Origin of the sequence: Rhizobium sp. Rhizsp82 (genome assembly GCF_047325115.1) — a bacterium.
GTDB lineage: Bacteria > Pseudomonadota > Alphaproteobacteria > Rhizobiales > Rhizobiaceae > Rhizobium.
In genome coordinates, this window is record NZ_CP168571.1 from 297,275 (window position 1) to 321,238 (window position 23,964).

Sequence of the window (23,964 nt, forward strand, 5' to 3'; positions counted from 1 at the left end):
CAGAAAGCAGATCTGACGCGTTCTCCCGGCTGTTCCTCCCTCATGAACGAGAGCCGCCGTGACCCAGACCAAGCGCAAGACACCGCAACTGGATGAAGACGAACGCGTGGAGACGGGGAAGGGCGCGAGCCCGCAGACGGCAAGTCCCGAAGCAGAGCAGCGGGACGAGACGGAAGAGAAGAAGCCGTCGATCATCCGCCGCCATCCGCTGGCAACGCTGCTGATCGTCGTCGCGATCATTGCCGTTGCCGTGATCGGCTATTTCGTCTGGCTCATCTATTTCCATCCCTATGAAAGCACCGACGACGCCTTTATCGATGCGCGCAGTTTCTCGGTTGCGGCCAAGATTTCCGGTTATGTGGCGGATGTTCCGGTCTCCGATAACCAGCATGTCGATGCTGGTGCGGTGATCGCCAAGATCGATCCGCGCGACTACCAGATCGCGCTGGATCAGGCGAACGGGCAGATCGGCGTTGCCAAGGCGGCAGTCGCGAGCGCCGATGCGCAGATTGCGGCTGCGGGTGCGGCGATCGACGAGGCGAAGGCGCAGCAGACATCGGCGGCTGCGGCCCTCCAATATGCCAAGGACGAGAACGACCGCCAGCAGCAGCTGGTGAAAAGCGGCGCGGGCTCCGAACAGGCGGCCCAACAGGCCGCATCGACGCTCCGCCAGGGCCAGGCGAGCTATGCCCAGTCGCAGGCAAGCGTGACCTCGGCCGTCAAGAACCAGGCCGCGGCCGAGGCGCAGAAGGCAAGCGCTATCGCCAGCCTGCATCAGGCCGAGGCGCAGGCCGAAGCCGCACAGCAGAACCTCGACTATACGACGATCACCGCCGCCCAGCCGGGCCGCGTCGTCAAGCTCAGCGGATCCAAGGGCCAATATGTGCAGGCCGGTCAGGCGATCTCGATGTTCGTGCCGGACGAAATCTGGGTGACCGCCAATTTCAAGGAAACCCAGCTGACCGACATGCGTCCGGGACAGCCGGTCGATGTGACGATCGATGCCTATCCGGACCATGTGCTGAAGGGAAAGATCGATTCCGTGCAGCCCGGCTCCGGCACCGCCTTCTCGCTGCTTCCGGCCGAGAACGCGACGGGCAACTACGTGAAGGTCACCCAGCGCGTGCCGGTCAAGATCGTGGTCGACAACTGGCCGAAGGATATCGCCATCGGCCCCGGCATGTCGGTGATCCCGACGGTGACGGTGCAGCCGAGGAACTGAGATGAGCGGCGCAGCAACCACGGCCGGAGGCGCACCAAAAGCTGCGTCCGGCACCTCGAACCCATGGCTCATCGCGATGGTCGTGTCGCTCGCGACCTTCATGGAAGTGCTCGACACGACGATCGCCAACGTGGCGCTGCGCTACATCTCCGGCGGACTGGCCGTCAGCGCCGACGAGGCCTCCTGGGTCGTCACCACCTATCTCGTCTCGAACGCGATCATTCTGGTTGCCTCAAGTTTCATCGCCAAGCGCTACGGGCGGCGGCGCTTCTATCTGCTCTGCCTCGCGACATTCACGGTCGCCTCGATCTGCTGCGGCCTTGCCTGGAACCTCCAATCCCTTCTGGTCTTCCGGATGATCCAGGGCTTTGCCGGCGGCGGCATGGTGCCGATCTCGCAGTCCATCCTCGCCGACTCCTTCCCACCCGCCAAACGCGGCCAGGCCTTTGCGATGTTCGGTGTCGCCGTCGTCGTCGCGCCTGTCATTGGCCCGACGCTTGGCGGCTATCTCTCCGACAATTTCTCCTGGCACTGGTGTTTCCTGATTAACGGCCCAGTCGGCGTCTTCGCCTTCATCCTCGTCTACATGCTGGTGAAGGAGCCTGAGACGCTGAGGAAGGAACGCGCCGAGATGCGCAGGAAGGGGACGCGTTTCGACATCACCGGCTTCCTGCTCGTAGCCACCTTCCTCGGCGCGCTGGAGCTGGTTCTCGACCGTGGCCAGACGGAGGACTGGTTCGGCTCCAATTTCATCATCGTCGTATCGGCGATTTCGGCGCTCGCGCTTCTGCTTGCCATTCCCTGGCTGCTGACGAAATCGAACCCGGTGATCGACGTCCGTCTGCTGGCAAGCCGCCAGTTCGGCGCCTGCGTCATCGTCATGCTGGCGACGGGCGCGATCCTGATCGCCACCACGCAGTTCGTGCCGCAGGTGCTGCAGACCAACTACGGCTACACCGCGACCTGGGCCGGTCTGGCGCTGTCTCCGGGCGGGCTGGTGACGATGGCAATGATGTTTGCGGCCGGCCGCCTGACCGGCATGTTCCAGCCGAAATATCTGATCGCCATCGGCATGGGCATCATCGCGCTTGCCATGTGGGACATGACGCGGCTGAACGCCGACCTGAACTTCGGCTTCTTCGTCTGGTCGCGTCTCTATCTCGGCCTCGGCCTGCCGCTGATCTTCATCCCGATCACCGCGGCCTCCTATGATGGCCTGCGCCCCGACCAGACCGACCAGGCCTCGGCGCTGATCAATGCGGCGCGCAATACCGGCGGCTCGATCGGCGTGTCGATCGCCTCGAACGTGCTGGCGCATCGCGAACAATGGCATCAGAGCCGGCTCGTGGAGCACGTGATCCCGTCGGATCCCGGCTATACCAATGCCTTCAACCAGGCGACCCAGTTCTTCACCGACCGCGGCTCAAGCCTGCTCGACGCGCAGGCGCAGGCGACAGGCTGGATCGGCACGCAGGTGCAGACGCAGGCGAGCTATCTCGCCTATATCGACGTCTTCCATGTGCTGATGGTGATCTCGGCGCTGATGGTGCCGCTGGCGCTGATCCTGCGGCGCATCGACCTGAAACACGGCGCTGCGCCCGGCGGCCACTAAAAGTTCAGTGGCCGTCGACCGGGACCGCTTCCTCGGGGACTGTCTCTTTCAGGTTCTTGCGGTGGAAGATGAAGAGGCCCGCAAACACGATGATGACAGCGCCGACGATGATCTGCGCATCCGGCACGTCGCTGAAGAAGACATAGCCAAGCACGATCGCCCAGAGCAGCAGCGTATATTGCAGCGGTGCGAGAAGCGAAGCGGGCGCGAGTTTCAGCGCCCGGGTAATCAGCAGATGCGCGCAGGTGGCAACGACACCGAGAAGCAGCATGCCGCCCCAGTCGATCATGCTCGCCTGCCGCCAGTCGCCGGTCAGGAGCACCACGGCGATACCGGTCGCCAGCGCCGCAAGTGTCTGCCAGGTCACCAGCGTCGTGTCGCTGGTAGAGCGCAGATAGCGGTTCATGACGAGCGTCAGCGCGAAGGAGAGACTGCCGGCCAGGCCGAAGAGCGACGGCAGCGACAGCATCGCCGAGGAGGGACGCAGCGCAATGATGACGCCGACAAAGCCGACGAACACCGCGAGCCAGCGCCGCCAGCCGATCTTTTCGCCCAGGAAGAAATGCGACAGCGCCGCAACGTAGATCGGCCCGGCCATATAGAAGGTCATGACATCGGCAAGCGGCAGATAGGCGACCGCCGCATAAAAGAGGCCGACATCGCAGGTGGTCATCAGCACCCGCATCAGATGGAGCGGTTTCCGCTCGACCCGGAACAGCGCGCCCGGCCCCTGGCGGGCAATCATCGGCCCAAGCACGATGAAGGCGCCGACGGAGCGAATGACAAGCACCTGGCCGACCGCGAAGCTCGCCACCAGCCATTTGCCCATCGCATCGTTCAGCGCGAAAAGCATATCGCCGATCAGCATGAAGACGATGCCTGTCATGATGACGTTTCCGGCTGCCGCCGTCGCTGAACTCGGTTTCATTTTTCCTGCATTGCCCCGCTATGCCGGCGCAATCGGCGCCGAATGCGGCTTCGTCCTTAACCGCAGCGATGTCAAGCGTTCGATGATGCTAATTCGCGCGAAGAGAGTTTGGGGATGGATCAGTGGATGGTTCGCTGCGGCGTGGGGGACGTCGCGGGAACGGGTTTGGCGCTGCTGTGGAGATCGGCAGCGGCGGCGGCGAGCCCCAGAAGCGCGGTTCTCAGCTGTGCATCGGTGCTTTTGCCGGCACCAAGTTCGAAGACGGCACCCCACAACTCATCCGCGATCACGCGCAGATTGTCATGGCCGCCGCCAAGCAATTCACAGATGTTCTCGACCTTGAGGACCGTATCCTGCACCAGGTCTCGCTTCCCGACATCGGAAAGATCAGTGACTTTATTGGCAACCGACACAAGCTTTATGACAAGTGCAGGAATTGTTTCTTCGCGATACATCAAATTCCCCGTCTACTGATTGCAGTATAATCGGATATTCGTCGCGATTCTACCGCCCCCAATTGGGTGAAACGGTGAAAAAGTCCGGGCTGGAACGACTGCACTGTGGAAAACGGCCCGGTGGCGGGCTATGCCGTTACCCAGTTGAAGGCCAATGCGTTTCCGGAGGCTCCCATGACGCCCGATTCCACCCTCGCCGCCCTTGCCGAAGAAGCCAAGGGATGGCGCCGCACCATCCACCAGCACCCGGAGCTGCTTTTCGATCTGCCGAAGACATCGGCGCTCGTGACCGAGAAGCTGAAGGAATTCGGCTGCGATGAAGTGGTGACCGGGCTCGCCACATCCGGCGTCGTTGCTGTCATCAACGGTTCGCGCGGCGCGGGAAAGACGATTGCGCTCCGCTGCGATATGGACGCCCTGCCGATGTCGGAGCAGACGAACCTGCCCTATGCCTCCAAGGTCGAGAACATGATGCATGCCTGCGGCCATGACGGGCATACCGCCATGCTGCTTGCGACCGCCAAGCATCTCGCCGCCAACCGCGATTTCGCCGGCAAGGCCGTCCTGATCTTCCAGCCGGCTGAAGAAGGCGGCGGCGGCGGCCGGGTGATGATCGAGGAAGGCGTGCTCGAGCGCTTCGGCATCGAGGAAGTCTATGGCATGCATAATGAGCCGGGTCTCGCGGTCGGTTCCTTTGCGATCCGCAGCGGCCCGCTGATGGCCGGCGGCGACCGCTTCGTCATCACCATCAACGGCAAGGGTGGTCATGCCGCCTCTCCGCATCTCAGCCACGACCCCGTGGTCGTCATGGCGCATATGATTTCCGCGCTGCAGTCGATCGCCTCGCGCTTCACCGATCCCTTCGATCCGGTTGTCGTGTCGATCACCTATGTCAACGGCGGCAGCGACCGGGCGCTGAACGTCATCCCGCCCGCCGTCAAGATCGGCGGCACGATCCGCACCATGCAGCCGAAGACCCGCAAAGCCGTCGAGGCCCGCTTCCGCGACGTGGTCACCATGACCGCCAAGGCCTTCGCCGCCGAGGCCGAGATCGACTGGCGCCCGGGCTACCCTGTGACCGTCAACGATGCCGAGAAGACCAAGGTCGCCGTATCGGCCGCCCGCCGCGTTGCCGGCGACGGCCGCGTCGACGACAACTATCCGCCGACCATGGGTTCGGAAGATTTCTCGTACATGCTGGAGAAGCGGCCCGGCGCCTTCATCTGGCTCGGCAACGGCGACAGCGCCGACCTGCACAACCCGGCCTATGATTTCAACGATGACGCGATCATTCACGGCGTCAATTACTGGCTGGCGCTGGTCGCGCAGCAGCTGGCGCCCACAGCGAAATAATCCGGCCCGCCGAGAAACAGGACACAGAGATGACCGACACTTCCACATTGACGCTCGCCGAGCTCGAAGCCCGCGTCGTGGCGATTTTCCGCAAGGCCGGGATGAATGCCATCCAGGCAGCGGCCGTCACCCGGGTGATCACCGCGGGCGAGCGCGATGCCTGCAAATCGCACGGCATCTACCGTATCGAAGGTGTGCTGCGCACCATCAAGGCGGGCAAGGTGACGCCGGATGCAGTGCCCGAAGTCGAGCCGCAGCCGGAGCAGTCGGCAATCGTCAAGGTCAATGCCAAAGGCGGCTTTGCCAATCCGGCTTTCGAACTCGGCCTGCCGCTGCTTGCCGAGCGCGCCCGCACCTCCGGTCTTGCGGCCCTCGTCATCAACGACTGCACGCATTTCTCAGCGCTCTGGCCGGAGGTCGAGGCGGTCGCCGCCGAAGGTCTCGCCGCCATCGTCATGTGCCCAAGCTATGCGACCGTCGCACCGGCAGGCGGCAATAAACCACTGCTCGGCACCAACCCGCTCGCCTTCGGCTGGCCGCGCCCCGACAAGACGCCTTACGTCTACGACTTCGCCACCTCGGTCGCCGCTCGCGGCGAAATCGAGCTGCATCGCCGCGCCGGAAAGAAACTGCCCGAGGGCTGGGCGATCGACGCCAACGGCGAGCCGACCATCGAGCCGGAAGCTGCACTTGCAGGCGCCATGCTGCCCTTCGGCGGCCACAAGGGCTCGGCGATCAGCACGATGGTCGAACTGCTCGCCGGCATCATGATCGGCGACCTCACCAGCCCCGAGGTCCTCGATTATCTCGGCACCACGACGCTCGCCCCACGCCACGGCGAACTGGTGCTTGCCTTCTCGCCGAAGGCCTTCGCGGCCGGCCGCGCCGGTGATCCCTTCGCCCGCGCCGAACTGCTCTTCGAAGCCATCGCCGGCCAGGGCGCTCGGCTTCCGTCGCAGCGGCGGTATACGGCACGCGTGAAGTCGCTTGCCGAGGGGATTGTGCTGACCAAGCCCGAGATCGAGCAGCTTGATCGTCAGCTGGCGCTTGGTTTGGATTCTGTTGGCTGAGCGGAGCCCCCTCACCCTACCCACCGGGGTCGAGCCAACGGTCTCGACCCGTCCTTAGGACCTCCGAGGGGAGAAGGGATGCGAGGCGCGGACGCTTGCGCTTGCCGCGAGGTGAGGAGCCAGGTCGCGCCACCAACCACACGCTCCCTCATTGCTTTGCTTGTCGCAGGAGTGAGGGAGCGTGGGCGAGCGCGAGGACCAACTCGAGCCTCTTTTCATATGAAGTAAAATCGCTATATTCTTTCCAAGGAAAGGATAGCCGCATGCCTGTACCAAGCCCCGATCAAACCCGCGCGATCGCCGAAGCCGCCGTCATCACCAAAGCCGCCGTCAACGCTGCCGATCGGCTTGGCATCAGCGCGCGCACATTGTCAGCCGTGCTCGGCGTTTCCGAAGCTACCGTTTCGCGCATGAAGCGGCAGGATCATCTGCTGGAGCGCAACAGCAAGCCGTTCGAGCTCGCCATCCTGCTGGTGCGGCTGTTCCGCTCGCTCGATGCGATCGTCGGCGGCGACGAGGCGGTGGCGCGGCAGTGGCTGCGCAATGCCAATACGGCGCTCGGCGCCACGCCCCTCGACAAGATCGTCAGCATATCAGGCCTCACCGATGTCCTTGCCTATCTGGACGCCCGCCGCGCTGTCGTCTGAGTTGCGTGCCATCTCCGGCCACTTCTGGCGGCTGGTGGAGGCGCAGCATCAGATCTCGACGCTGAAGCTCGTCGATACGCTGGAGGAGCAGTCGCTGCTCGAAAACCTGCTGGAAGAGAGCAAGCCGGCATTGCCGCCTGAATGTCAGGGGCTGGATTATCTGCTGGCGACGCCTTTCCGCTACAGCGCCGTCTATCCGCACGGCTCGCGCTTCCGCCGGGCAGGGCGCACGCTCGGGGTCTTCTACGCGTCGGAAAAGGTCGAGACGGCGCTGTCGGAAATGGCCTTCTACCGCCTGCTGTTCTTCGCGGATTCGCCTGATACACCGCTGCCCGCCAATGCCGCCGAATATACCGCCTTTTCGGCACCGGTTTCGACCAGGGCAGCGCTCGATTTGACGGCCCCGCCGCTCGACCGCGACCGCGCCGCATGGACGGACCTGCAGAATTACGAGCCATGCCAGGCGCTGGCCGAAGCCGCCCGCGCTGCCGGTGGCGAAGCGATCCTCTATGAATCCGTGCGCGATCCCCGTCATGGCCGCAATATTGCGCTGCTGACCGCCAGCGTCTTCAGCGCCCGCGAACCCACCGAGCGGCAGACCTGGCGCATCCGGCTGTCGGCCACGGGCGTTCAGGCGATCTGCGAATTTCCGAAGGTCAGGATCGGTTTCTCGCGCGCCGATTTCGGCGCCGATCCGCGCATCGCGCCCTGATCAGCAGAGCGACAGCAGCATCGCGCGCAACCCGTCGCCATTGGCGCCAGGCAGCTTGTCTTCCAGCATCGCATGCGTGCTCTGCCAGATCGGCACGGCAGCGGCGAGCGCCGATTTGCCCTCGGCCGTCAGGCTCAGGAGCCGCGAGCGCTTGTCTTTCGGGCTCGGCGTCACATTTACCCATCCACGGCGCTGCAGCGGCTTCAGGGCGGCGGTCAGCGTCGTCTGGTCCATGGCCAGCAGATTGGCGACCGGCCCCATCGGCGGCGGCTCCGGCCGGTTGAGCGACATCATCAGCGAGAATTGCCCGTTGGTGAGGCCGACAGGACGCAGTGCATCGTCGAACAGCCGGGCGAGGGCCCGCGCGGCCCGCTGAACATGCAGGCAGAGGCAGGTGTCTCGCACCAGAAGCGTTGTGGAATAGGGAATCTCGGCCGAATTTGACATGATCTATTTCTATTGATATCAATCTATTTAGTCAAGCGAAGCAGAACGAAATGCCGGTCCTTGCCGGCCACGCCGGAGGAGGGCGTGCGATCATGCAGAATGCTGTCGTTTCCCGCGAAGAATGGCTCGAAGCCCGCCGCGCGCTGTTGCTCAAGGAAAAGGAAGAGACCCGCCAGCGCGACAAGCTGCGCGCTGAGCGTATGGCGCTGCCCTGGGTCAAGGTCGACAAGGACTATCGCTTCGATACGCCGTCGGGCCAGAAGTCGCTCTCCGATCTCTTCGATGGCCGCAGCCAGCTGATGGTCTATCATTTCATGATGGGGCCGGAATGGAAGGAAGGCTGCACCGGCTGCTCGTTTCTGTCCGATCATGTCGACGGCATGCTGCCGCATCTCAACAATCACGATGTCACCTGGGTTGCCGTTGCCCGCGCCCCGGTCGAGCGGATCGAAGCCTACAAGAAGCGCATGGGCTGGAAATTCCCCTGGGTCTCGTCACTGAACAGCGATTTCAACTTCGACTACCACGTCTCCTTCACGCCCGAGGATCTGGCCAAGGGCAAGGTTTTCTACAATTTCACCGAGATCAAGTCCGAGGATGCCCATGACGAACTTCCCGGCATGAGCGTCTTCTACAAGAACGACAAGGGCGAGATCTTCCACACCTATTCCAACTATGCCCGCGGCGGCGAGGAAGCGCTCGGCACACTGATGGTGCTCGACTGCGCCCCGAAGGGCCGCAACGAGACCTCGACCATGGATTTCGTCAAGCGCCATGACGAATACGAGAGCGCCAGGAACGGTCCATCCTGCTGTCACTGACATCTGCCAGCATCGTTCAAGCCAACATCATTCAAGGGAGGATGAAGGATGATGGAACCTGCAAAGGTGCGCGAGGAGCACCGCTTTCTCGAAAAGCTCGTCGGCACCTGGAGCGTTACGTCCAAGGACATGAGCCCAAACGAGCAATGGACCGAGGTGGTCCGCTCGCTTCACGGCATCTGGTTCGTCGCCGAAGGAAACGGCGACGTGCCGGGTTGTGGCGCCGGAACCACGGTGTTGACCCTCGGCTACTCCGCCTCCAGGGGCAAATATATCGGCACCTGGATCGGCTCGATGATGGACCATATGTGGATCTATGAAGGGGAGATGTCGCCCGATGGCAAGGTTCTTACCCTCTATACCCGCGGTCCTGATTTCGAGTTTTCCGGCGCCGAGCAGGATTACCGCGAACAGATCGCCTTCATAGACGATGACAACCGCACCTTTACCTCATCGGCCAAGCAGGCCGACGGCAGCTGGAAGCAATTCATGCAAGCGCGCTACGCACGCAAGCCGTAATCCCCGGCGCGTCCAGGGCGCCCGATGGAAATGACATCCGATAGTCTGAAAGGGAAAGATCATGGCATCCGATACGCATGGCAAGTTCATATGGTGCGAGCTGATGACGCCTGATCCGGCGGCAGCTGCAAAATTCTACGGCTCGGTCGTCGGCTGGGCGACCAAGGAAATGCCGATGGGCGAGATGGGCGTTTATACGATCTTCGAGGCCAATGGCCGCGGCGTCGCCGGCATGATGCAGTTTCCGGCCGAGCTCGAAGGGCAGGGCATCCCGCCGAACTGGACGGGCTATGTCGCGGTCGATGACGTCGATCAGTCCGCCCGGGATTTCGCCGCCAATGGCGGCAGCGTCCGCCGCCCGCCCGAGGATATCCCGACGATCGGCCGCTTCGCCGTCGTCGCTGACCCGAGCGACGCCGTTCTCTGCATCATGACGCCATTCCCGATGGAAAATGACGACGGCTGGCGGCCGGACATGGCAACGCCCGGCCATGTCGGTTGGCACGAACTGATGTCCGGGGACTGGCAGCAGGCATTCGATTTCTATGCGAAGATCTTCGGCTGGACCAAGGATCACGACTTCGACATGGGCGAGATGGGCACTTATCGCATCTTCGCCGAACACGGAAAGCAGACCGGCGGCATGATGACCAAGCCGGCCGACATGCCGGCGACTTACTGGGCCTATTACTTCAACGTGCCCGAAATCGACAGTGCGATCGAGCGCGTTACATCGGGAGGCGGCAAGATCGTCTTCGGTCCGATGGAGGTTCCGGGCGGCAGCTGGGTGATCAACGGCATCGATCCGCAGGGGGCCTATTTCTGCCTCGTGGCACCCAGGCGCTGACCTCGCAACAAGGGGCGTCCGGCGACCTCCGAAAGCCCCGAATCGACACCTCTCAAGGTTAACGGCGGCCCCTGAAAACAGGGGTCGCCGTTAACCGTTTTGGGGTCTCAAACCCCTTGCTACTTCCTTAATTTTATTCAAATTTTCGCGTTCTGACCCGAAAAGGCCTTCCCAAGGTTAACTGTCCCTGAACATTTTTGGGTGGAAGCATAATCGGCTATATCTTGGTGGTTATATGGGTTTCGCCCGGTGAATCTGAGATGTTGAGGGGCATCAGTCTTGTTTAAAGGCAAAAGAATTTTTGCGGCTCTGTCCGCTACCGTTGCTTTCAGCTTCGCGTTTTCGATTAACGCCGATGCAATGACCTTGCAGCAGGCGATCGAAAAGACGATGAAGACGAACCCGCAGATCTTGCAGGCTGCCAAGGATCGTGAAGCTGTCGAATTTGAGCTGCGCCAGGCACGCGGCCTTTACTTGCCGTCCGTGGATCTTGAAGCTGGTGTCGGCCGCCGCAGGCTGTCCAATTCCAGCACAGGTACGCTGACGTCGGACCATGATTACCTGAAGCCGGGCGAAGTTGGTCTTACCGTTACGCAGACGTTGTTTGACGGCGGCAGCCGCCGCTCGCAGGTCGAGCAGCAGGCCGCCCGCGTCGATGGCGCCTCGTTCCGCGTTCTCGAACGCTCGGAAGCGCTCGCCCTCGAAGTCACGCAGGATTATCTGGAATACATCCTCCAGAACCAGATCGTGAAGGCGGCGCAGGATAACGTCGGCTTCCACAACCAGATCCTCGGCAATATCGAGCAGAGCATCAAGGGCGGTACGCTCACCGATGCCGACCGCCTGCAGGGCGTCGAGCGTCAGCAGGCTGCTCAGGCCCGCCTCCAGGAAGCCAAGGAAGAGCTGGAAGCGACCCGCATCCGCTTCCTCCAGGCCGTCGGCGAGCCGATCACCAATGCGTCCACCCCGCCGTCGGTCAGCAAGTTCCTGCCGAAGACATTGAATGACGCGGTCTTCGTCGCTGCCAAGAACAGCCCGCGCATCTACTCGGCCAATGCCGATGTCGATGCCGCCGATGCCGGCGTTCGCGGGTCGCGCGCCAACTACCTGCCGAAGGTCGATCTCGAAGGCACCGCCCGCGTCGGCGATGACATCGATGGCGACGAAGGCAACACCAACGACTACCAGGTTCGTGTCGTTGCCCGCTGGAACCTCTATCGCGGCGGTATCGATACGGCCCGCGAGCAGGAGCAGATCCGCCGCGCCGGCGAGCAGCGTTACGCGCTGGCTCAGGTGCAGCGCGAAGTCGAGCAGTCGGTCCGTTCCGCTTGGAATGAGCGCACCAGCCGCGGTACCCTTGCCGGTATCCTCGGTAAGCAGGCGCAGACCAACGCCCAGCTCGTTTCGTCCTACCGTCAGCAGTTCGGTGTCGGCCAGCGCTCGCTGCTCGACGTGCTGGACGCGCAGAACACCAATTTCAACACCAGAGTTCTGGCAGACACGGCGCGCGTTGCCTCGCTGTTTGCCGAATACAAGATCCTGGCTGCCTCCGGTAACCTGCTTCAGACCATGAAGCTGCGTCCGGTCGAGCAGGCCAAGGCTTATGCGCGGGAAGAGTTTGTTGTCCCCGCGGGCGTCGCTGATCCGGGTTATGTCGAGCTGCAGTCCACGCAGAAGGCTGGCATGCCCCTGGACCTCCTAGCGCCAATTCGACAGCAGTAGTCGACACGGCCATGGAACAATGCTGAACGTAGCGCTCGAAACTTCCAGCGGCACGCCGCTGCAAACATTCAAAGCCGCTTTCAAGTCTGTGGCTGCGTTCTATGGCCGTCCATCCTCGGATACGGTGCTCTTTTCCGGCCTGCCGGATGAGATCACCGAATCGCTCGAGGTCGACGATGTCGAGCGCATGGCCGAGCGTATCGGCCTGCAGGTCATCAAGCACGAAGAGCGCGATTGCCGCACCGGCAATTTCGACTGTCCTGCGATCGTCGCCTTTGCAGATGGCGGCGTGCTGCCGCTGCTCGAGATCGCCGAAGACGGCTCCTACGTTACCGATATCGTGGCGATCCCGGGTGCGCCAATCCGTATCACGCGGCAGGAGCTCGCGGCGCTGAAGCCACATACGGCTTTCGCCTTCACGCTCTATTATCAGAACGCTTCGGAAGAGGCGCTTGTCGGCAACGCCGTCGAGATCGAGAGGCGCCACTGGCTGGCAACGACGCTGGCGCCCTACTGGCGCACCTATGTCCGCGTCATGGTCGCGGCGCTGTTCATCAACCTCATCGCGCTCGGCTCGCCGCTGTTCACGATGAACGTCTATGACCGCGTGCTACCGAACAAGGCGATGCCGACGCTCTGGGTTCTCTCGGCCGGTATCTCGCTCGCCTATCTCTTCGATTTCCTGCTGAAGACCGCGCGCTCCTCGCTGATCGACTATGCCGGCCGCAAGGCGGATCTGCGCCTGTCGCAGATGATCTTCGACAAGGTGCTGAACTCGACGCTCGCCTCGCGGCCGATGTCGACGGGCGAATATGCCAACCGCGTCACGCAATATGAGTTCGTTCGCGAATTCTTCACCTCGAACACGATCGGCGTCCTCATCGACAGCCTCTTCGTGTTCATCTTCCTGTTCGTGATCTATCTGATCTCCGGCTGGCTCGTCGTCATTCCCGCCGTCGCTCTGGTCGCCTCCGTCGCCATCGGCCTCTGGGCGCAGGCGGCGATCGGCAAGCGCATGGCAACGGCGGCAAACGAGGCCTCGCGCCGACAGTCGCTGCTGGTCGAGACGATCTCGACCATCGAAACGCTGAAGAGCCTACGCGCCGAAGCCACCATGCTGCGCCGCTGGCAGGAACTGACGAAATATTCGAGCCGCACCAGCGAAGACATCAAGCATATCTCCACCAATGCGATCAACACGACGATGCTGATCCAGCAGATGGTCAGCGTCTTCATCGTCATCGCCGGTACCTATGAATTCTCCGAGGGCCGCATCGCCATGGGCGCTATCGTCGCCACCGTGATGCTGGCAAGCCGCGCCGGCGCGCCGCTCGGCCAGATCGCCATGACGCTGGCGCGTTTCCGCCAGGCCACCATGTCGCTGCGCATCCTCGACAAGATCATGGAACAGCCCGACGACCGGCCGTCCACGGTCGGCTTCGTCAACCGCCAGATCGCCCATGGCGGCTTCAGCTTCCAGAACGTGTCGTTCCAGTATCCGGGCTCGGATCACCCTGTCATCAACGGCCTGTCCTTCAATGTCCGCCCCGGCGAAAAGATCGGCATTATCGGCCGCATCGGCTCCGGCAAGACGACACTCGGACGCCTGCTCGATGGCCTCTTTGCGCCGGCTGCCGGCCGCGTGCTGATCGATGGCGTCGATATCCGCCAGTATCATATGGCGGAAGTCCGTTCGGCCGTCGCCGTCGCGGGCCAGTCCTCGGATCTCTTCTCCGGCACCGTCAAGGAAAACCTGCTGATCGGCCGCGCCGATGCCTCCGATGAGGAACTGCTGCAGGTCGCCCGCATCACCGGTGTCGACGAATTCGTCGGCAATCATCCGCGCGGCTTCGACATGCCGGTCGGCGAGCGCGGCACCAACCTGTCGAGCGGCCAGAAGCAGGCGCTGACCATTGCCCGCCTGTTGCTGACCAAGCCCAAGATCGTCTTCCTCGACGAGCCCTCCGGCGCCATGGACCTTGCGACCGAACGCCACCTGATCTCGCGCTTGTCGAATGCCTTCGGCCCCGAGACGACGCTGCTGATCGCCACGCATCGTCACAGCATGCTGGAGCTGGTCGATCGCCTGATCGTCATCGACAAGGGCAAGATCATCGCTGATGGCCCGAAGCAGGCCGTCATCCAGGCGATGCAGCAGCCGCGTCCGGCCGCCGCTGCCCCGGCAGCTCCGGCTGCCGCAGGAGTTGTCCGATGAACCGCGCCCAGATCGACAATCCGCCGCTCTTTGCCCGTGCCATCCTGGCGCTCTGCGCTCTGCTGATCGCGAGCTTCCTTGCTTGGGCGGCCTTCGCCAGCATCGATGAAATCGCCCGCGGCGAGGGTAAGGTCATCCCGGTCTCGAAGACGCAGATCATCCAGTCGTCGGAACCCGGCGTCGTCCAGCAGATCGCCGTCACGCTCGGCCAGGTCGTCCGCAAGGGCCAGCTGCTGGTGCAGCTCGACAATACGACGACCGCCTCGACGCTCGGTGAATCCGTTGCCAAGGCCCGCGCGCTCGGCGCCAAGGTCGCCCGCCTGAAGCTCGAGGAAGCCGGTCTCTACGACACGAAATTCGTCTGCCCTGCTGAGATTCTCTCCGTTGCCAAACCGGTCTGTGACAACGAAGAAAACCTCTTTGCCGCCGACCGTGCGAGCTATGAGAACAAGCTCGGTGTTCTCCAGGAGCGCGTCAAGCAGCGCGAGAACGAGCTCAACGAGGCGCATGCCAACATCGCCCGCCTGACCGACAACATCGACGGCGCCAAGCGCCAGTACGACCTGATCAAGCCGCTGAGCGACAAGAAGCTGGTTGCCCAGACCGAAATGCTCAAGGTCGAGCGCGATCTCACCGATCAGCAGGGCCAGCTCAAGGTCTATCAGGAAAGTATCGATCGCCTCGAAGCTGCCGTTCAGGAAGCCAAGCTGCAGGTTGGCGATCTGGCGCTGGAGCTGCGTCAGCAGGCGCTTACCGAAAAGGCGACGACGCTGGCCGAGCTCTCCGTTGTCGACGAGACGATCCGCGGCGCTTCGGACCGCGTCAAGCGCACCGATATCCGCTCGCCTGTCGACGGCATCGTCAACACGCTCGAGGTCAACACGATCGGTGCCTATGTCGATCCGGGCCGCGTCATCGCCGGCATCGTGCCGACCGCCGATACGCTGCTGATCGAAGCGAAAATTTCGCCGCGCGATGTCGCTTTCGTCCGCCGCGGCCAGCCGGCCGTCGTCAAGATCACCGCCTACGACTTCTCGATCTTCGGCGGCCTCGAAGGCGTCGTCGAGAATATCTCGGCGGACAGCCTCGTCGAGAAGGAAAAGGGCGAGACCTATTATCTCGTGCAGGTGAAGACTGAAAAGTCCGAGCTCTCGCGCAACGGCAAGGCCTATCCGATCATCCCGGGCATGGTCGCCTCGGTCGAAATCATGACCGGCAATAAGACCGTTCTGAGCTACCTCCTGAAGCCGATCAACAAGGCGCGCTCTGAAGCGCTGACGGAGCGGTAGATGCTGATCAGCAAGGCCGCCGCAACTGATCTCGCCAATGCCGAGCCCGTCGACGAGCAGCTGCCGGCGATCGACGCCGAAGAGATCGAGCCGCGTTTCCGCGCCGTTGCCGGCCGCGGCGGGGAGCGCCGTGGCATTCGTCTTGAGCGGATCTATTGGGACGGCCTCGGCCGCATGTCGTCGGCCGGGAAGATGACGACTGCCGATCTCGTGCATCACACCGCGGCACAGATGCCGGAGACGGGCAACCTCGCCTCGCTGCTGCGCGTGCTCAGCTTCAAATGGGCGCTGAAGCGTCTCGATACGGTCGAGGATGTCTCCTCGATGGCCAATCTGAATGCGCTGATCCAGGCCTCGCCGTCACCCACCATCCTGCTGACGCTGGACAAGAAGATCCAGCTCTTCAACGATGCCTTCCTGTCGATGCTGCGCCACCGCCTGCCGATGGGCGATGCGGCGCAGCTGACCAAGAGCCTGCGTTTCTCGATCGATACGCAGATCGAGGATGCGATGGCAACGCTTGCGATGAACAAGGGCAAGACGCTGAACACCGGCTTCAGCATTGCCGCCGGTTCGCAGGCGATGAAGGGCCAGATCAACCTGGCACTGGCGCCGACGCACGAAAAGCCGATGCTGGTCGGCTATATCTCCCGCTACTGATCTAACTATTTGATTTCGGTGTGATCGTCAGATCCGAGCCATGGGCTGCGCGCAGTTCTGTTGCGGCTTCCGGCGTGCGGTCATCGGCCTTGTGCAGCAGCATTGAGCTGTAACCTTCGGCATGCGTGCCCTCGATCAGCGTCACGTCGGCATTGCCAGGGTTGTCGGAGTGTTCGAACCAGTCGATGCCGTGATGCAGGAAGTTCATCTCGAAGGCCCGGTTGGTGACGCCGTGGCCGACGATGATGGCGGTATCGTTGCCGCGGCCGATATCGTGCATGACTGTCAGCAGGAAGAGCCGCACGCGCTGCGCCACATCGGCCCGGCTCTCGCCATCCGGCGGGCGGGCATAGAATTTGCCGCTATTGTTGCGCAGTCGCGCCCATTTCTCGAATTCCTCCGGAAATTTCCGCCGCTGCTCGGCGCGGTCGTAGATCTCGGTGAACAGGCCGAAATCCTGTTCGCGCAGCAGGTAGTCCTCAAGCACCGCGCCGACGGCGGCCGCAGGCAGGGCTTCCAGGATCGCATCCTTGGTCTGGCGGGTGCGCAGATAGGGCGAATGCCAGATCGTGGCTTTTGGCGCGGCGTCGGTGAGACCGCCGAGATAGGCCGTGATGCTCTCTCCTGCCGCCAGCGCCTGGCGGTAACCCCACTCCGTCAGCGGGACGTTGTGATCGCCGAACTGGCGATAGGCGCTGTCGCTGAGATTGCCGAGAGATTCGCCGTGTCGAACGAGAAAGATGCGCATGTGATGCCATGGTGTTTCGGATGGCCGCTATCATACGGGGGTAGAAGTGGGGTGCAAGGTTCCACCACCTTCCCTCATTCGTGTTGCAAGCACAGGGATGGGGGGGGGGATGTTCGGAAACAAAAAGCCGGCCTCAAAGGCCGGCTCTTGCACTCCGCTCGATATCGCCTGAGGCTCAGTAGGGGACACCTTCGCCAGGGGCGACTTTTTCGAGCGGCATGGCGGAAGCCACCTGTTTGTTGCCGGCGCGCAGGCCGTGGAGATAGCCCTTGCCCGATGTGATCGAGTAGAGCGGCTGGTAGTCGGGCAGGCGATTGTCGGTCAGAACCTGGTCGCGCATGTTGTCGAGGATGAAGTAGTTGCCGTTGACGGCGACCGAGAGCACGGCGTGGTAGAAGTGACGCTTCTGGTCGAAGAGAACCACGATCGACATGTCCTTCATGTCGACGCCCTCTGCCTTCAGCGCCGCCATCTTCAGGATCGCGAAATCTTCGCAGTCGCCCTGCTGGCGGGCGAGCGTTTCCGATGGCGTCGCCCAGTAATCGGCGACCTTGTAGGTCTCGATATCCTTGCGGTAGCGGATGGCGTGGTTGACGGCGGCGTTGACGGTGTTCAGCTTATCGCGGATCGAGGCCTGCGATGCCTGGCCGAGGGCGGCCTTGATCACCTGCGCGGCGTTGGTGCAGCCCTTGGCGTTGCAGTTGATCGCCGCGCCGCTTTCCATTTCGGCGAGCGACGGCGCGAAGCGCTTCACGGCGGCGAGCCGCTTGAAGGGAATGGTGACCGAGCCGAACACCGCATCCTTCGAGGCGGCGGGCTTGGCCGGCATGTCGGGCTTGATCGAGGCGGTCGTCTGCGGTTCGTCCACCTGTTGCGGCCGTGCAATGGCGGCAAGATCAATGCGCTGGAAGCTTGCCGTGATACCGCTGTAAGCGGTCTCAACCATGCCGTAGAGGCCGGATATACTTGCGGCACTTGCAAGTGCAGCCAGGGTATTTTCCGAAGCAACGCTGGCATAGGTCGTTGCAGAAATCTGCGGGGAAACCAACGGTCCAGCGTTTGCAGGCGCCGAACCAAGAAGAGATGCGAAAGATGCAAAAGTAAAAGCTGCAAGTATTTTTGATTTTGTGCTGCGCTTCATCGGATTTTTCTCTCACTGTTTGAGAGTAATGTACCGATGAGCTATAAATATGCGGTGTGGAAGCTTGGGAAATGCAAGTATAAATATTCCGGTCAAAGACGCATAAAAGTTTAGCGTTTGCGTCAACCAAGTTTGGGGGAATGGTTTGATTTTCGCGCCCGCCCGGTGCAGAAATAAGCCCATTCTAAAAAGGCCGCCAAAGGCCGCGACATCGCATCCTCGGGGGAAACAGTGACGCCGCATCTGAATGTGAACACCGGGCGCGCGCATGGTTTACGCCAGGCGGCTCTCAAGACGTCTGGTGCGATGCGCCGCATGGTTCCGGTTCTGGCGCTCTTGGCCGGCGGCTTTCTTGCCGGTTGCCAGGCGGATGGCGATGGTCTCTCCAACACGGTCAAGAACACCGATATCAAGGCGCCGTCCAGCGATGTTGAGGAAAGCTTCGGCGAGACCGGCGCCGAGATCACCCTGCTGATTCCGAAGGGCGCAAGCGGCATCTATGAAGGTGAGGCCCGCGATATCCGCGATGGCGCAGCGCTCGGCACCGGCGAAGTCGGCAACGGCCAGGTCTTCGTCAAGGTGATCGATGTCGGAAGCGGCCCGGCTGCGGTGGCGTCCGCCGTTTCGGCCGCCAAGGCGCGCAATTCGGCGCTGCTCGTCAGCTTTGCGCCGCAGGCAACGGCCGCCGCTGTCGCAGCCATTCCCTCGGCTGACCGTCCGCCGCTGATAAATCTCGGTGCCCCGGTCCCGACGGCGACGGGCAATGTCTATAATTTCGTCTCCGACGAGACCGATAGCGCCGCCGAAGGCGCGCGCACGGCTGTTGCCGGCGGGCACAAGAAGGTTTTCGTCTTCGCGACGACCGAGTTGACGGCTATGGGCGAGGCGGAGATTTCGAATGCCGTTCGCGCCGGCGGCGGCACCTATCTCGGCTCGGCGCGCTATGCGCTCTCGGATGCTTCTGCCGCGGATGCCGTCGCCAAGAGCAAGGCGCAGATGCAGGGCGCCGATACCGTCGTCGTGCTCGGCAAGTCGGTTATCGTCACCACGGTTGCGGGCGCGATCAAGGCCGCGGGCTTCAACAATATCACGCTGGTCGGCACCAGCGGCTGGCCGCAGCAGTCTTATACGAGCCCGTCGGTGCAGGGCGCGCTGATCGCCATGGTCGATCCCGAGGGCGCCTCGATGATCTCGGAGCGCTACCAGCGCCACTACCGCCGCCCGCTGACGGCCAACGCCGCCTATGGTTACGACGCGGTGGCGATCGCCTCCGGCATCATCCGCACCAAGGATGCCAAGGCGCTGACCGCGGAGAACCTGACCAGCAAGACCGGCTTCCGCGGCATTACCGGCCTCTTCCGCCTGAACGCTTCGGGCGGCGTCGAGCGCAAGCTCAGCCTGTTTACGCTGACGGGCGGCAAGCCCAACCTGTTCGTCGCGGCCCCCAAGGCATTCTGAAGCCATCGCGCGGTTTGCCCGGCGGCGGCTCTGGGGCCCGCCCCTGTCTGCAAACCAAGGAGATGGCCATGAAACGCCTGGCATCCTGTTCCTGCGGCAAGCTCTCGGCCACTGCCGAAGGCGATCCGCTGACGATATCCGTTTGTCACTGCGCAGCCTGCCGTCAGCGAACCGGCAGCGCCTTCGGCGTCGCCGTCTTCTTCGACAAGGGGTGGGTGGAATGCGCTGGTGTCTCGCAGACCTACAGCCGCCTGGGCCGGAGCGGCAAATCGATCACTTTCCACTTTTGCCCGTCCTGCGGCTCGACGGTCTATTGGCTGCCGGAATTTCGCGACCAGCTGATCGCCATTGCGCTCGGCTGTTTCGAGGAGCCGGAAACGCTGACGCCAGGGCAGAGCGTCTTCGATGAAAACGCCTTGCCTTGGGTCGCGCTCGATATCCCTAGCTGAGCTCACTGCCCGTGCGGCAGCGGTGCCTCGGGGTTGATGACGCCGGCCTTGCGCAGGTCCCGCCAGAATTCGGCAGGAACCGTCTCGTTCAGCGCCGCGCTGTCTTCGGAGATACGGTCGGGCTTGCTGGCGCCCGGGATGACGGCGGCGACGGCCGGATGGGCAAGCGAGAATTGCAGGCCCGCAGCCTTCATGCTGACGCCGTGGCGGTCGGCGATCGCCTTGATGCGCGCCACCTTGTCGAGGATCGCAGGCGTGGCCGGCGCATATTCGAAATTCGGCCCGCCGACGAGCGCGCCGGAGCTGTAGGGACCGCCGGCGACGATGCCGAGCCCGCGTTCGGCAACCAGCGGCATCACCCGCTGCAGCGCGCGGTCATGGTCGAGCAGCGTATAGCGGCCGGCAAGCAGGAAGCCGTCGGGGCGTGGCCCCTGCAGGCCGAGCAGCAGTTCGATCGGCTCCACGCGATTGACGCCGAGACCCCAGGCCTTGATCACGCCCTCGTCGCGCAGCCGGTCGAGCGCCTTGAAGGCACCCTTGCGGGCGGTCTCGAAGACATCGAGCCATTCGTCGCCGTAAAAGTCCTGAGCGACGTCGTGCACGAAGGCGATATCGATCCGGTCGGTCTTCAGCCGCTTCAGGCTGTCCTCGATCGAGCGCAGGGTGGCGTCCGCCGAGTAGTCGTTGACGATCTTGTTCGGGCGGCCGTACTTGAAGACCTCGCCCTTCTCGCCAAGATCGCGGGCGCTGACATCCTCGATCTCGTCGAGGATGACGCGGCCGACCTTGGTGCTGATCACGTAATCGTCGCGCTTCTTGCCGGCCAGCGCGTCGCCCATGCGGATTTCCGCAAGACCAGCGCCATAGAAGGGCGCGTTGTCGAAGTAGCGGATGCCGTCGTTCCAGGCGGCATCGACGGTTGCCTGTGCTTCCGCTTCCGGAATGTCGCGGAACATGTTGCCGAGCGGCGCGGCGCCGAAACCGAGCTTGCTCGGTAGAATATCCTTGAGTGCCATTGGTCTGTCCTCTCCTTGTTGTCAGGGTCAGCCGATATCGGCGGGATCGAGCACGAGCGCGGTGCGTTCGGCGAGATCGTTGATCTTTGCGAGATAGGCCTTGAAATGCGGGGTCTGGCGGTGGGCGGCCACCGCGTCATTATCCTGGTAGAGTTCATCAAGCGCGAAGCGCGTGGCATCGGCCTGATGGCGCCAGATGTCCCAGCGCAGATTGCCCGGCTCCGCCCGGCAGGCGGGTGCCATGCCGGAAAGGAGCGCTTCCAGTTCCTCGGCCTTGCCAGGCCGGGCGGCGAGGATCGCCATGATCTTCACGGGATGCGGCATGGCTGTCTTCCCCCAGTCTCAGGCTGCCGTCGCGCGGTCGAGAGCCTCGACCAGCCTGGCGGCGAGCGGATGGTCGGAACGCGGGTTCTGGCCGGTGATCAGTTCACGATCGACGATGACGTGCGGTTCGAAATCGACCGCTGTCGTCACCACCTTGCCCCCGGCCGTCTGCAGCGCATCGACGACGTTGAAATAGAGCTTGGCGTGAAGAATGTAGTCCTCGACGATCTTTTCTTCGCTGTTGGAGAAGACGGTCATCTGATAGCCGGCATATTGCCAATCCCTGGCCCATTCCGCAGCCTTCAGCGGGTCGCCGGCGACAAGGGCGGCGCGGAATTCGCGGGCATGCGGCATGGCCGAGGCAACGGCGATCGGGCCGTGGCAGAGAAGCGCGGTCGGTTTGGCCTTCTCATGGAAGTGGCGCAGGATTTCGCCGAGATCGGGATCCTGCATCAGGTCGACGACCGGTGCCTGGCCACCGGGCACGAAGACGCCGGCATAGTCATCCAGGCCTTCGGCAATCACCGCCGCCAGTGTGCGCACATTGTTCATCGAGGGGTCCTCGGCGTAGAAGGCCTTGGCCTTGCGGTAGGCCGCCTCGTCGCCGCCGAAATGATCGGCTTTGTCGGAGACCTCGTCGATATGCGGCTTGGTGCCGTTGGGGGTGGCGAGCACTACCTCGTAACCGGCTGCGATCACCGCCATCGCCGGAACCACGGTTTCGTTCAGATACTGGCCGGTTGCGCCGGTGCGGCCGCCCTTGGTTTCGATGCGCGTTGCATTCGAACCGATTACGAGAACTTTACCCTTGCTCATTGTCATCTCCTTGGCCCTCTGGCCTCGTTTCGATAACTGGATGATGCTGTTTCTCAACGTATTTCGGAAATTTATTTGTTCTATTCCAGATATTCGCATGGAATTATAACTGGATGCGATACGACCTGAACCTGATGCCCGTCTTCCTCGCCCTCATGGAGGAGCGCAACGTCACCCGCGCCGCCGAGCGTCTGGGGATTACCCAGCCGGCGCTGTCGAACGCGCTGAACCGCCTGCGCGACACGCTGCGCGATCCGCTGTTCATTCGTGAGCGCTACGGCATGCGCCCGACACAGCTTGCCGAAGAGATGGCCCCGGTGATCCGCACGGCGCTGGCGCAGTTCGACGAGCTGATCCTCGGCCAGCAGGAATTCGATCCGGAAAAGGCATCGCGTCTCTTCACCGTCGCGCCGAACAGCTATGTCGAATTCGTGCTGATGCCTGAAGTCGTCGCTCGCCTCCGGGAGCGCGCCGATGGCATCAAGCTCCGCCTCATCCCCTTCGGCAGCGATCTTTCCGAAACCGGTGCCGTCTCGGGCACGACGGAGATGGTGCTCGGCCGCATCACCGATCCGCCGGACAATATGGTCGTGCAGCACCTGATGGATGACGGGCTCGCCTGCGTCGTCCGCGCCGATCATCCCGAGATCGGCGACAGTATCTCGAAGGAAGATTACGAGCGGCTGAAGCATGTCAACGTGCTGCCGCCTGGGCGTCTGCGCGCCGGCCTGTTCCAGGCACTGGAGCAGCGCGGCCTGCGCCGTGAGGTCGCCGTATCCGTCACCCATTTCCTCGCCGTGCCGGAAATGATCGCCGCCACCGACTATTGCACCACGCTGCCGCGCCAGATCTGCCGGCGGCTCGCCCGCGACACCCGCCTGAAGATCCTGCCCGCCCCCGCCGATCTCGGCACCTTCCCCGTCGAGATCGCCTGGCACGTTCGCTACCGCCACGACCCCGCGCACCGCTGGCTGCGTTCGCTGATATCGGAGGTGGCGAGGGAGATTGGTGGGGAGGCTGACGCCTAATCCGACCAGGGATCGTCCTGGAGTTCTACCCCATCCTGCAGGCCATGCAGGATGGCGATCAGCCGTGGCGCCAGGTCGCGGATTTCGGTGAGGTGAATGGCGGTCAGCCGCTTGAGCACGGTTTCGGCCTTGGCAGTTAGCGCCAGCGTCTGGCGGCGCTTGTCGTTCGGGTCGGCGTTGCGTGACACGTAGCCGGCGGTCACCAGGCGGCCGACGAGCTCGGTTGCCGAATGCGGGGCGATCAGCAGCCGCTCGGCGAGCAGGCCGATGGTCATCGCCTCCTCGCTGCGGTGGCCCCTGATTGCCAGCAGCGCCTGATGCTGCTGCGCCGGCAGACCTTCCTCCTGGGCCGCGGAGGCGCTGAAATCCATGAAGCGGCGCAGCGTGTAGCGCAGATTGGAAAGCGCCTCGTAATCGGCATCCGTCAGATCGTCCTTCGGCTTCCTGGCCATCAATCCCCCGCCG

At 63.0% G+C, this 23,964-nt stretch carries 25 protein-coding genes; 16 read left to right on the top strand and 9 right to left on the bottom strand.

From position 1 onward, the window contains the following. Positions 1–58 precede the first annotated feature (58 nt). Together ACEN84_RS25520 and ACEN84_RS25525 are read left to right on the top strand one after the other, a co-directional pair. The gene (locus tag ACEN84_RS25520) at positions 59–1,222 is read left to right on the top strand and encodes an HlyD family secretion protein (protein WP_413712131.1); all 1,164 of its coding nucleotides are present in this window, start codon (positions 59–61) and stop codon (positions 1,220–1,222) included. A 1-nt stretch (position 1,223) separates the two neighbouring features. Then, a complete protein-coding gene (locus ACEN84_RS25525) occupies positions 1,224–2,834 on the top strand; it encodes a DHA2 family efflux MFS transporter permease subunit (protein WP_413712132.1) in 1,611 nt (536 codons plus the stop codon). A gap of 4 nt (positions 2,835–2,838) precedes the next feature. Here ACEN84_RS25525 and ACEN84_RS25530 read toward each other — a convergent pair whose 3' ends face one another. Beyond that, positions 2,839–3,762 carry a DMT family transporter gene (locus ACEN84_RS25530; RefSeq protein WP_413712133.1) on the bottom strand — a complete coding sequence of 308 codons (924 nt, stop codon included), beginning with the start codon at positions 3,760–3,762 and terminating at the stop codon, positions 2,839–2,841. A gap of 119 nt (positions 3,763–3,881) precedes the next feature. Further along, positions 3,882–4,217: a hypothetical protein gene (locus tag ACEN84_RS25535; protein WP_413712134.1), complete on the bottom strand. Its 336-nt coding sequence runs from the start codon at positions 4,215–4,217 to the stop codon at positions 3,882–3,884. A gap of 174 nt (positions 4,218–4,391) precedes the next feature. Here ACEN84_RS25535 and ACEN84_RS25540 point away from each other — a divergent pair, with 174 nt between their 5' ends. The 4 genes from ACEN84_RS25540 (at position 4,392) to ACEN84_RS25555 (ending at position 7,999) form a co-directional block, all read left to right on the top strand. Further along, a complete protein-coding gene (locus ACEN84_RS25540; protein ID WP_413712135.1) occupies positions 4,392–5,570 on the top strand; it encodes a M20 aminoacylase family protein in 1,179 nt (392 codons plus the stop codon). Between the two features lie 29 nt (positions 5,571–5,599). Next, complete coding sequence (locus ACEN84_RS25545) at positions 5,600–6,640, top strand: Ldh family oxidoreductase (protein ID WP_413712136.1); 1,041 nt, start codon at positions 5,600–5,602, stop codon at positions 6,638–6,640. A 263-nt stretch (positions 6,641–6,903) separates the two neighbouring features. After that, positions 6,904–7,287, top strand: coding sequence for an antitoxin Xre/MbcA/ParS toxin-binding domain-containing protein (locus ACEN84_RS25550; protein ID WP_413712137.1), 384 nt, complete (start codon positions 6,904–6,906; stop codon positions 7,285–7,287). Then, on the top strand, positions 7,247–7,999 hold the full coding sequence (locus ACEN84_RS25555) for an RES family NAD+ phosphorylase (RefSeq protein ID WP_413712138.1): 753 nt from the start codon (positions 7,247–7,249) through the stop codon (positions 7,997–7,999). The genes ACEN84_RS25550 and ACEN84_RS25555 overlap by 41 nt, the downstream gene beginning before the upstream one ends. Here the strand turns inward: ACEN84_RS25555 and ACEN84_RS25560 are convergent, their stop codons facing one another. Further along, positions 8,000–8,446 carry a MarR family winged helix-turn-helix transcriptional regulator gene (locus ACEN84_RS25560; protein ID WP_413712139.1) on the bottom strand — a complete coding sequence of 149 codons (447 nt, stop codon included), beginning with the start codon at positions 8,444–8,446 and terminating at the stop codon, positions 8,000–8,002. A gap of 92 nt (positions 8,447–8,538) precedes the next feature. Between ACEN84_RS25560 and ACEN84_RS25565 the strand changes: the two genes are divergently transcribed. The 7 genes from ACEN84_RS25565 (at position 8,539) to ACEN84_RS25595 (ending at position 16,519) form a co-directional block, all read left to right on the top strand. After that, positions 8,539–9,267 carry a DUF899 domain-containing protein gene (locus ACEN84_RS25565; RefSeq protein ID WP_413712140.1) on the top strand — a complete coding sequence of 243 codons (729 nt, stop codon included), beginning with the start codon at positions 8,539–8,541 and terminating at the stop codon, positions 9,265–9,267. 48 nt (positions 9,268–9,315) lie between these two features. After that, positions 9,316–9,786, top strand: coding sequence for a DUF1579 domain-containing protein (locus ACEN84_RS25570; protein ID WP_130280649.1), 471 nt, complete (start codon positions 9,316–9,318; stop codon positions 9,784–9,786). Between the two features lie 61 nt (positions 9,787–9,847). After that, positions 9,848–10,633, top strand: a complete 786-nt coding sequence (locus tag ACEN84_RS25575; protein ID WP_413712141.1) for a VOC family protein — start codon at positions 9,848–9,850, stop codon at positions 10,631–10,633. A 360-nt stretch (positions 10,634–10,993) separates the two neighbouring features. Then, positions 10,994–12,355 carry a TolC family outer membrane protein gene (locus ACEN84_RS25580; protein WP_130280653.1) on the top strand — a complete coding sequence of 454 codons (1,362 nt, stop codon included), beginning with the start codon at positions 10,994–10,996 and terminating at the stop codon, positions 12,353–12,355. 19 nt (positions 12,356–12,374) lie between these two features. Beyond that, positions 12,375–14,570 carry a type I secretion system permease/ATPase gene (locus tag ACEN84_RS25585; protein ID WP_413712142.1) on the top strand — a complete coding sequence of 732 codons (2,196 nt, stop codon included), beginning with the start codon at positions 12,375–12,377 and terminating at the stop codon, positions 14,568–14,570. After that, positions 14,567–15,859 (top strand): HlyD family type I secretion periplasmic adaptor subunit, encoded by a 1,293-nt coding sequence (locus tag ACEN84_RS25590; RefSeq protein WP_413712143.1) that lies wholly within the window; start codon positions 14,567–14,569, stop codon positions 15,857–15,859. The genes ACEN84_RS25585 and ACEN84_RS25590 overlap by 4 nt, the downstream gene beginning before the upstream one ends. Further along, complete coding sequence (locus ACEN84_RS25595) at positions 15,860–16,519, top strand: ribbon-helix-helix domain-containing protein (RefSeq protein WP_413712144.1); 660 nt, start codon at positions 15,860–15,862, stop codon at positions 16,517–16,519. It abuts the gene before it with no gap. Between the two features lies 1 nt (position 16,520). Here the strand turns inward: ACEN84_RS25595 and ACEN84_RS25600 are convergent, their stop codons facing one another. After that, positions 16,521–17,267, bottom strand: coding sequence for a histidine phosphatase family protein (locus ACEN84_RS25600; protein ID WP_413712145.1), 747 nt, complete (start codon positions 17,265–17,267; stop codon positions 16,521–16,523). Between the two features lie 175 nt (positions 17,268–17,442). Next, a complete protein-coding gene (locus ACEN84_RS25605; protein WP_413712146.1) occupies positions 17,443–18,213 on the bottom strand; it encodes a transglutaminase-like cysteine peptidase in 771 nt (256 codons plus the stop codon). A 426-nt stretch (positions 18,214–18,639) separates the two neighbouring features. Between ACEN84_RS25605 and ACEN84_RS25610 the strand changes: the two genes are divergently transcribed. Both ACEN84_RS25610 and ACEN84_RS25615 read left to right on the top strand, forming a co-directional pair. Beyond that, the gene (locus ACEN84_RS25610; protein ID WP_413712147.1) at positions 18,640–19,866 is read left to right on the top strand and encodes a hypothetical protein; all 1,227 of its coding nucleotides are present in this window, start codon (positions 18,640–18,642) and stop codon (positions 19,864–19,866) included. Between the two features lie 68 nt (positions 19,867–19,934). Beyond that, positions 19,935–20,315, top strand: a complete 381-nt coding sequence (locus tag ACEN84_RS25615) for a GFA family protein (RefSeq protein ID WP_413712148.1) — start codon at positions 19,935–19,937, stop codon at positions 20,313–20,315. Between the two features lie 2 nt (positions 20,316–20,317). Here ACEN84_RS25615 and ACEN84_RS25620 read toward each other — a convergent pair whose 3' ends face one another. From ACEN84_RS25620 to ACEN84_RS25630, 3 genes are read right to left on the bottom strand one after another with little or no spacing between them, the layout of a single operon-like run. Continuing rightward, entirely contained in the window at positions 20,318–21,331 is a 1,014-nt protein-coding gene (locus ACEN84_RS25620) for an aldo/keto reductase (RefSeq protein ID WP_112714939.1), read from the bottom strand. Positions 21,332–21,358: 27 nt separating this feature from the next. Next, positions 21,359–21,655, bottom strand: coding sequence for a putative quinol monooxygenase (locus tag ACEN84_RS25625; RefSeq protein WP_413712149.1), 297 nt, complete (start codon positions 21,653–21,655; stop codon positions 21,359–21,361). Positions 21,656–21,673: 18 nt separating this feature from the next. Next, complete coding sequence (locus tag ACEN84_RS25630) at positions 21,674–22,471, bottom strand: type 1 glutamine amidotransferase domain-containing protein (protein ID WP_413712150.1); 798 nt, start codon at positions 22,469–22,471, stop codon at positions 21,674–21,676. Between the two features lie 113 nt (positions 22,472–22,584). On the opposite strand from ACEN84_RS25630, the gene ACEN84_RS25635 reads away from it, so the two are divergent. Beyond that, positions 22,585–23,499: a LysR substrate-binding domain-containing protein gene (locus ACEN84_RS25635; protein WP_413712151.1), complete on the top strand. Its 915-nt coding sequence runs from the start codon at positions 22,585–22,587 to the stop codon at positions 23,497–23,499. Here ACEN84_RS25635 and ACEN84_RS25640 read toward each other — a convergent pair. Beyond that, positions 23,496–23,951, bottom strand: coding sequence for a MarR family winged helix-turn-helix transcriptional regulator (locus tag ACEN84_RS25640; protein ID WP_413712152.1), 456 nt, complete (start codon positions 23,949–23,951; stop codon positions 23,496–23,498). The two genes, ACEN84_RS25635 and ACEN84_RS25640, sit on opposite strands and share 4 nt — an antisense overlap. Positions 23,952–23,964 lie beyond the last annotated feature (13 nt).

Excerpts from the sequence above, each read along its gene's own strand:
- ACEN84_RS25525 (WP_413712132.1), top strand. The coding sequence starts at position 1,224 with ATGAGCGGCGCAGCAACCACGGCCGGAGGCGCACCAAAAGCTGCGTCC.
- ACEN84_RS25530 (WP_413712133.1), bottom strand. The coding sequence starts at position 3,762 with ATGAAACCGAGTTCAGCGACGGCGGCAGCCGGAAACGTCATCATGACA.
- ACEN84_RS25535 (WP_413712134.1), bottom strand. The coding sequence starts at position 4,217 with ATGTATCGCGAAGAAACAATTCCTGCACTTGTCATAAAGCTTGTGTCG.
- ACEN84_RS25540 (WP_413712135.1), top strand. The coding sequence starts at position 4,392 with ATGACGCCCGATTCCACCCTCGCCGCCCTTGCCGAAGAAGCCAAGGGA.
- ACEN84_RS25545 (WP_413712136.1), top strand. The coding sequence starts at position 5,600 with ATGACCGACACTTCCACATTGACGCTCGCCGAGCTCGAAGCCCGCGTC.
- ACEN84_RS25550 (WP_413712137.1), top strand. The coding sequence starts at position 6,904 with ATGCCTGTACCAAGCCCCGATCAAACCCGCGCGATCGCCGAAGCCGCC.
- ACEN84_RS25555 (WP_413712138.1), top strand. The coding sequence starts at position 7,247 with ATGTCCTTGCCTATCTGGACGCCCGCCGCGCTGTCGTCTGAGTTGCGT.
- ACEN84_RS25560 (WP_413712139.1), bottom strand. The coding sequence starts at position 8,446 with ATGTCAAATTCGGCCGAGATTCCCTATTCCACAACGCTTCTGGTGCGA.
- ACEN84_RS25565 (WP_413712140.1), top strand. The coding sequence starts at position 8,539 with ATGCAGAATGCTGTCGTTTCCCGCGAAGAATGGCTCGAAGCCCGCCGC.
- ACEN84_RS25570 (WP_130280649.1), top strand. The coding sequence starts at position 9,316 with ATGATGGAACCTGCAAAGGTGCGCGAGGAGCACCGCTTTCTCGAAAAG.
- ACEN84_RS25575 (WP_413712141.1), top strand. The coding sequence starts at position 9,848 with ATGGCATCCGATACGCATGGCAAGTTCATATGGTGCGAGCTGATGACG.
- ACEN84_RS25580 (WP_130280653.1), top strand. The coding sequence starts at position 10,994 with ATGACCTTGCAGCAGGCGATCGAAAAGACGATGAAGACGAACCCGCAG.
- ACEN84_RS25585 (WP_413712142.1), top strand. The coding sequence starts at position 12,375 with ATGCTGAACGTAGCGCTCGAAACTTCCAGCGGCACGCCGCTGCAAACA.
- ACEN84_RS25590 (WP_413712143.1), top strand. The coding sequence starts at position 14,567 with ATGAACCGCGCCCAGATCGACAATCCGCCGCTCTTTGCCCGTGCCATC.
- ACEN84_RS25595 (WP_413712144.1), top strand. The coding sequence starts at position 15,860 with ATGCTGATCAGCAAGGCCGCCGCAACTGATCTCGCCAATGCCGAGCCC.
- ACEN84_RS25600 (WP_413712145.1), bottom strand. The coding sequence starts at position 17,267 with ATGCGCATCTTTCTCGTTCGACACGGCGAATCTCTCGGCAATCTCAGC.
- ACEN84_RS25605 (WP_413712146.1), bottom strand. The coding sequence starts at position 18,213 with ATGGTTGAGACCGCTTACAGCGGTATCACGGCAAGCTTCCAGCGCATT.
- ACEN84_RS25615 (WP_413712148.1), top strand. The coding sequence starts at position 19,935 with ATGAAACGCCTGGCATCCTGTTCCTGCGGCAAGCTCTCGGCCACTGCC.
- ACEN84_RS25620 (WP_112714939.1), bottom strand. The coding sequence starts at position 21,331 with ATGGCACTCAAGGATATTCTACCGAGCAAGCTCGGTTTCGGCGCCGCG.
- ACEN84_RS25625 (WP_413712149.1), bottom strand. The coding sequence starts at position 21,655 with ATGCCGCATCCCGTGAAGATCATGGCGATCCTCGCCGCCCGGCCTGGC.
- ACEN84_RS25630 (WP_413712150.1), bottom strand. The coding sequence starts at position 22,471 with ATGAGCAAGGGTAAAGTTCTCGTAATCGGTTCGAATGCAACGCGCATC.
- ACEN84_RS25635 (WP_413712151.1), top strand. The coding sequence starts at position 22,585 with ATGCGATACGACCTGAACCTGATGCCCGTCTTCCTCGCCCTCATGGAG.
- ACEN84_RS25640 (WP_413712152.1), bottom strand. The coding sequence starts at position 23,951 with ATGGCCAGGAAGCCGAAGGACGATCTGACGGATGCCGATTACGAGGCG.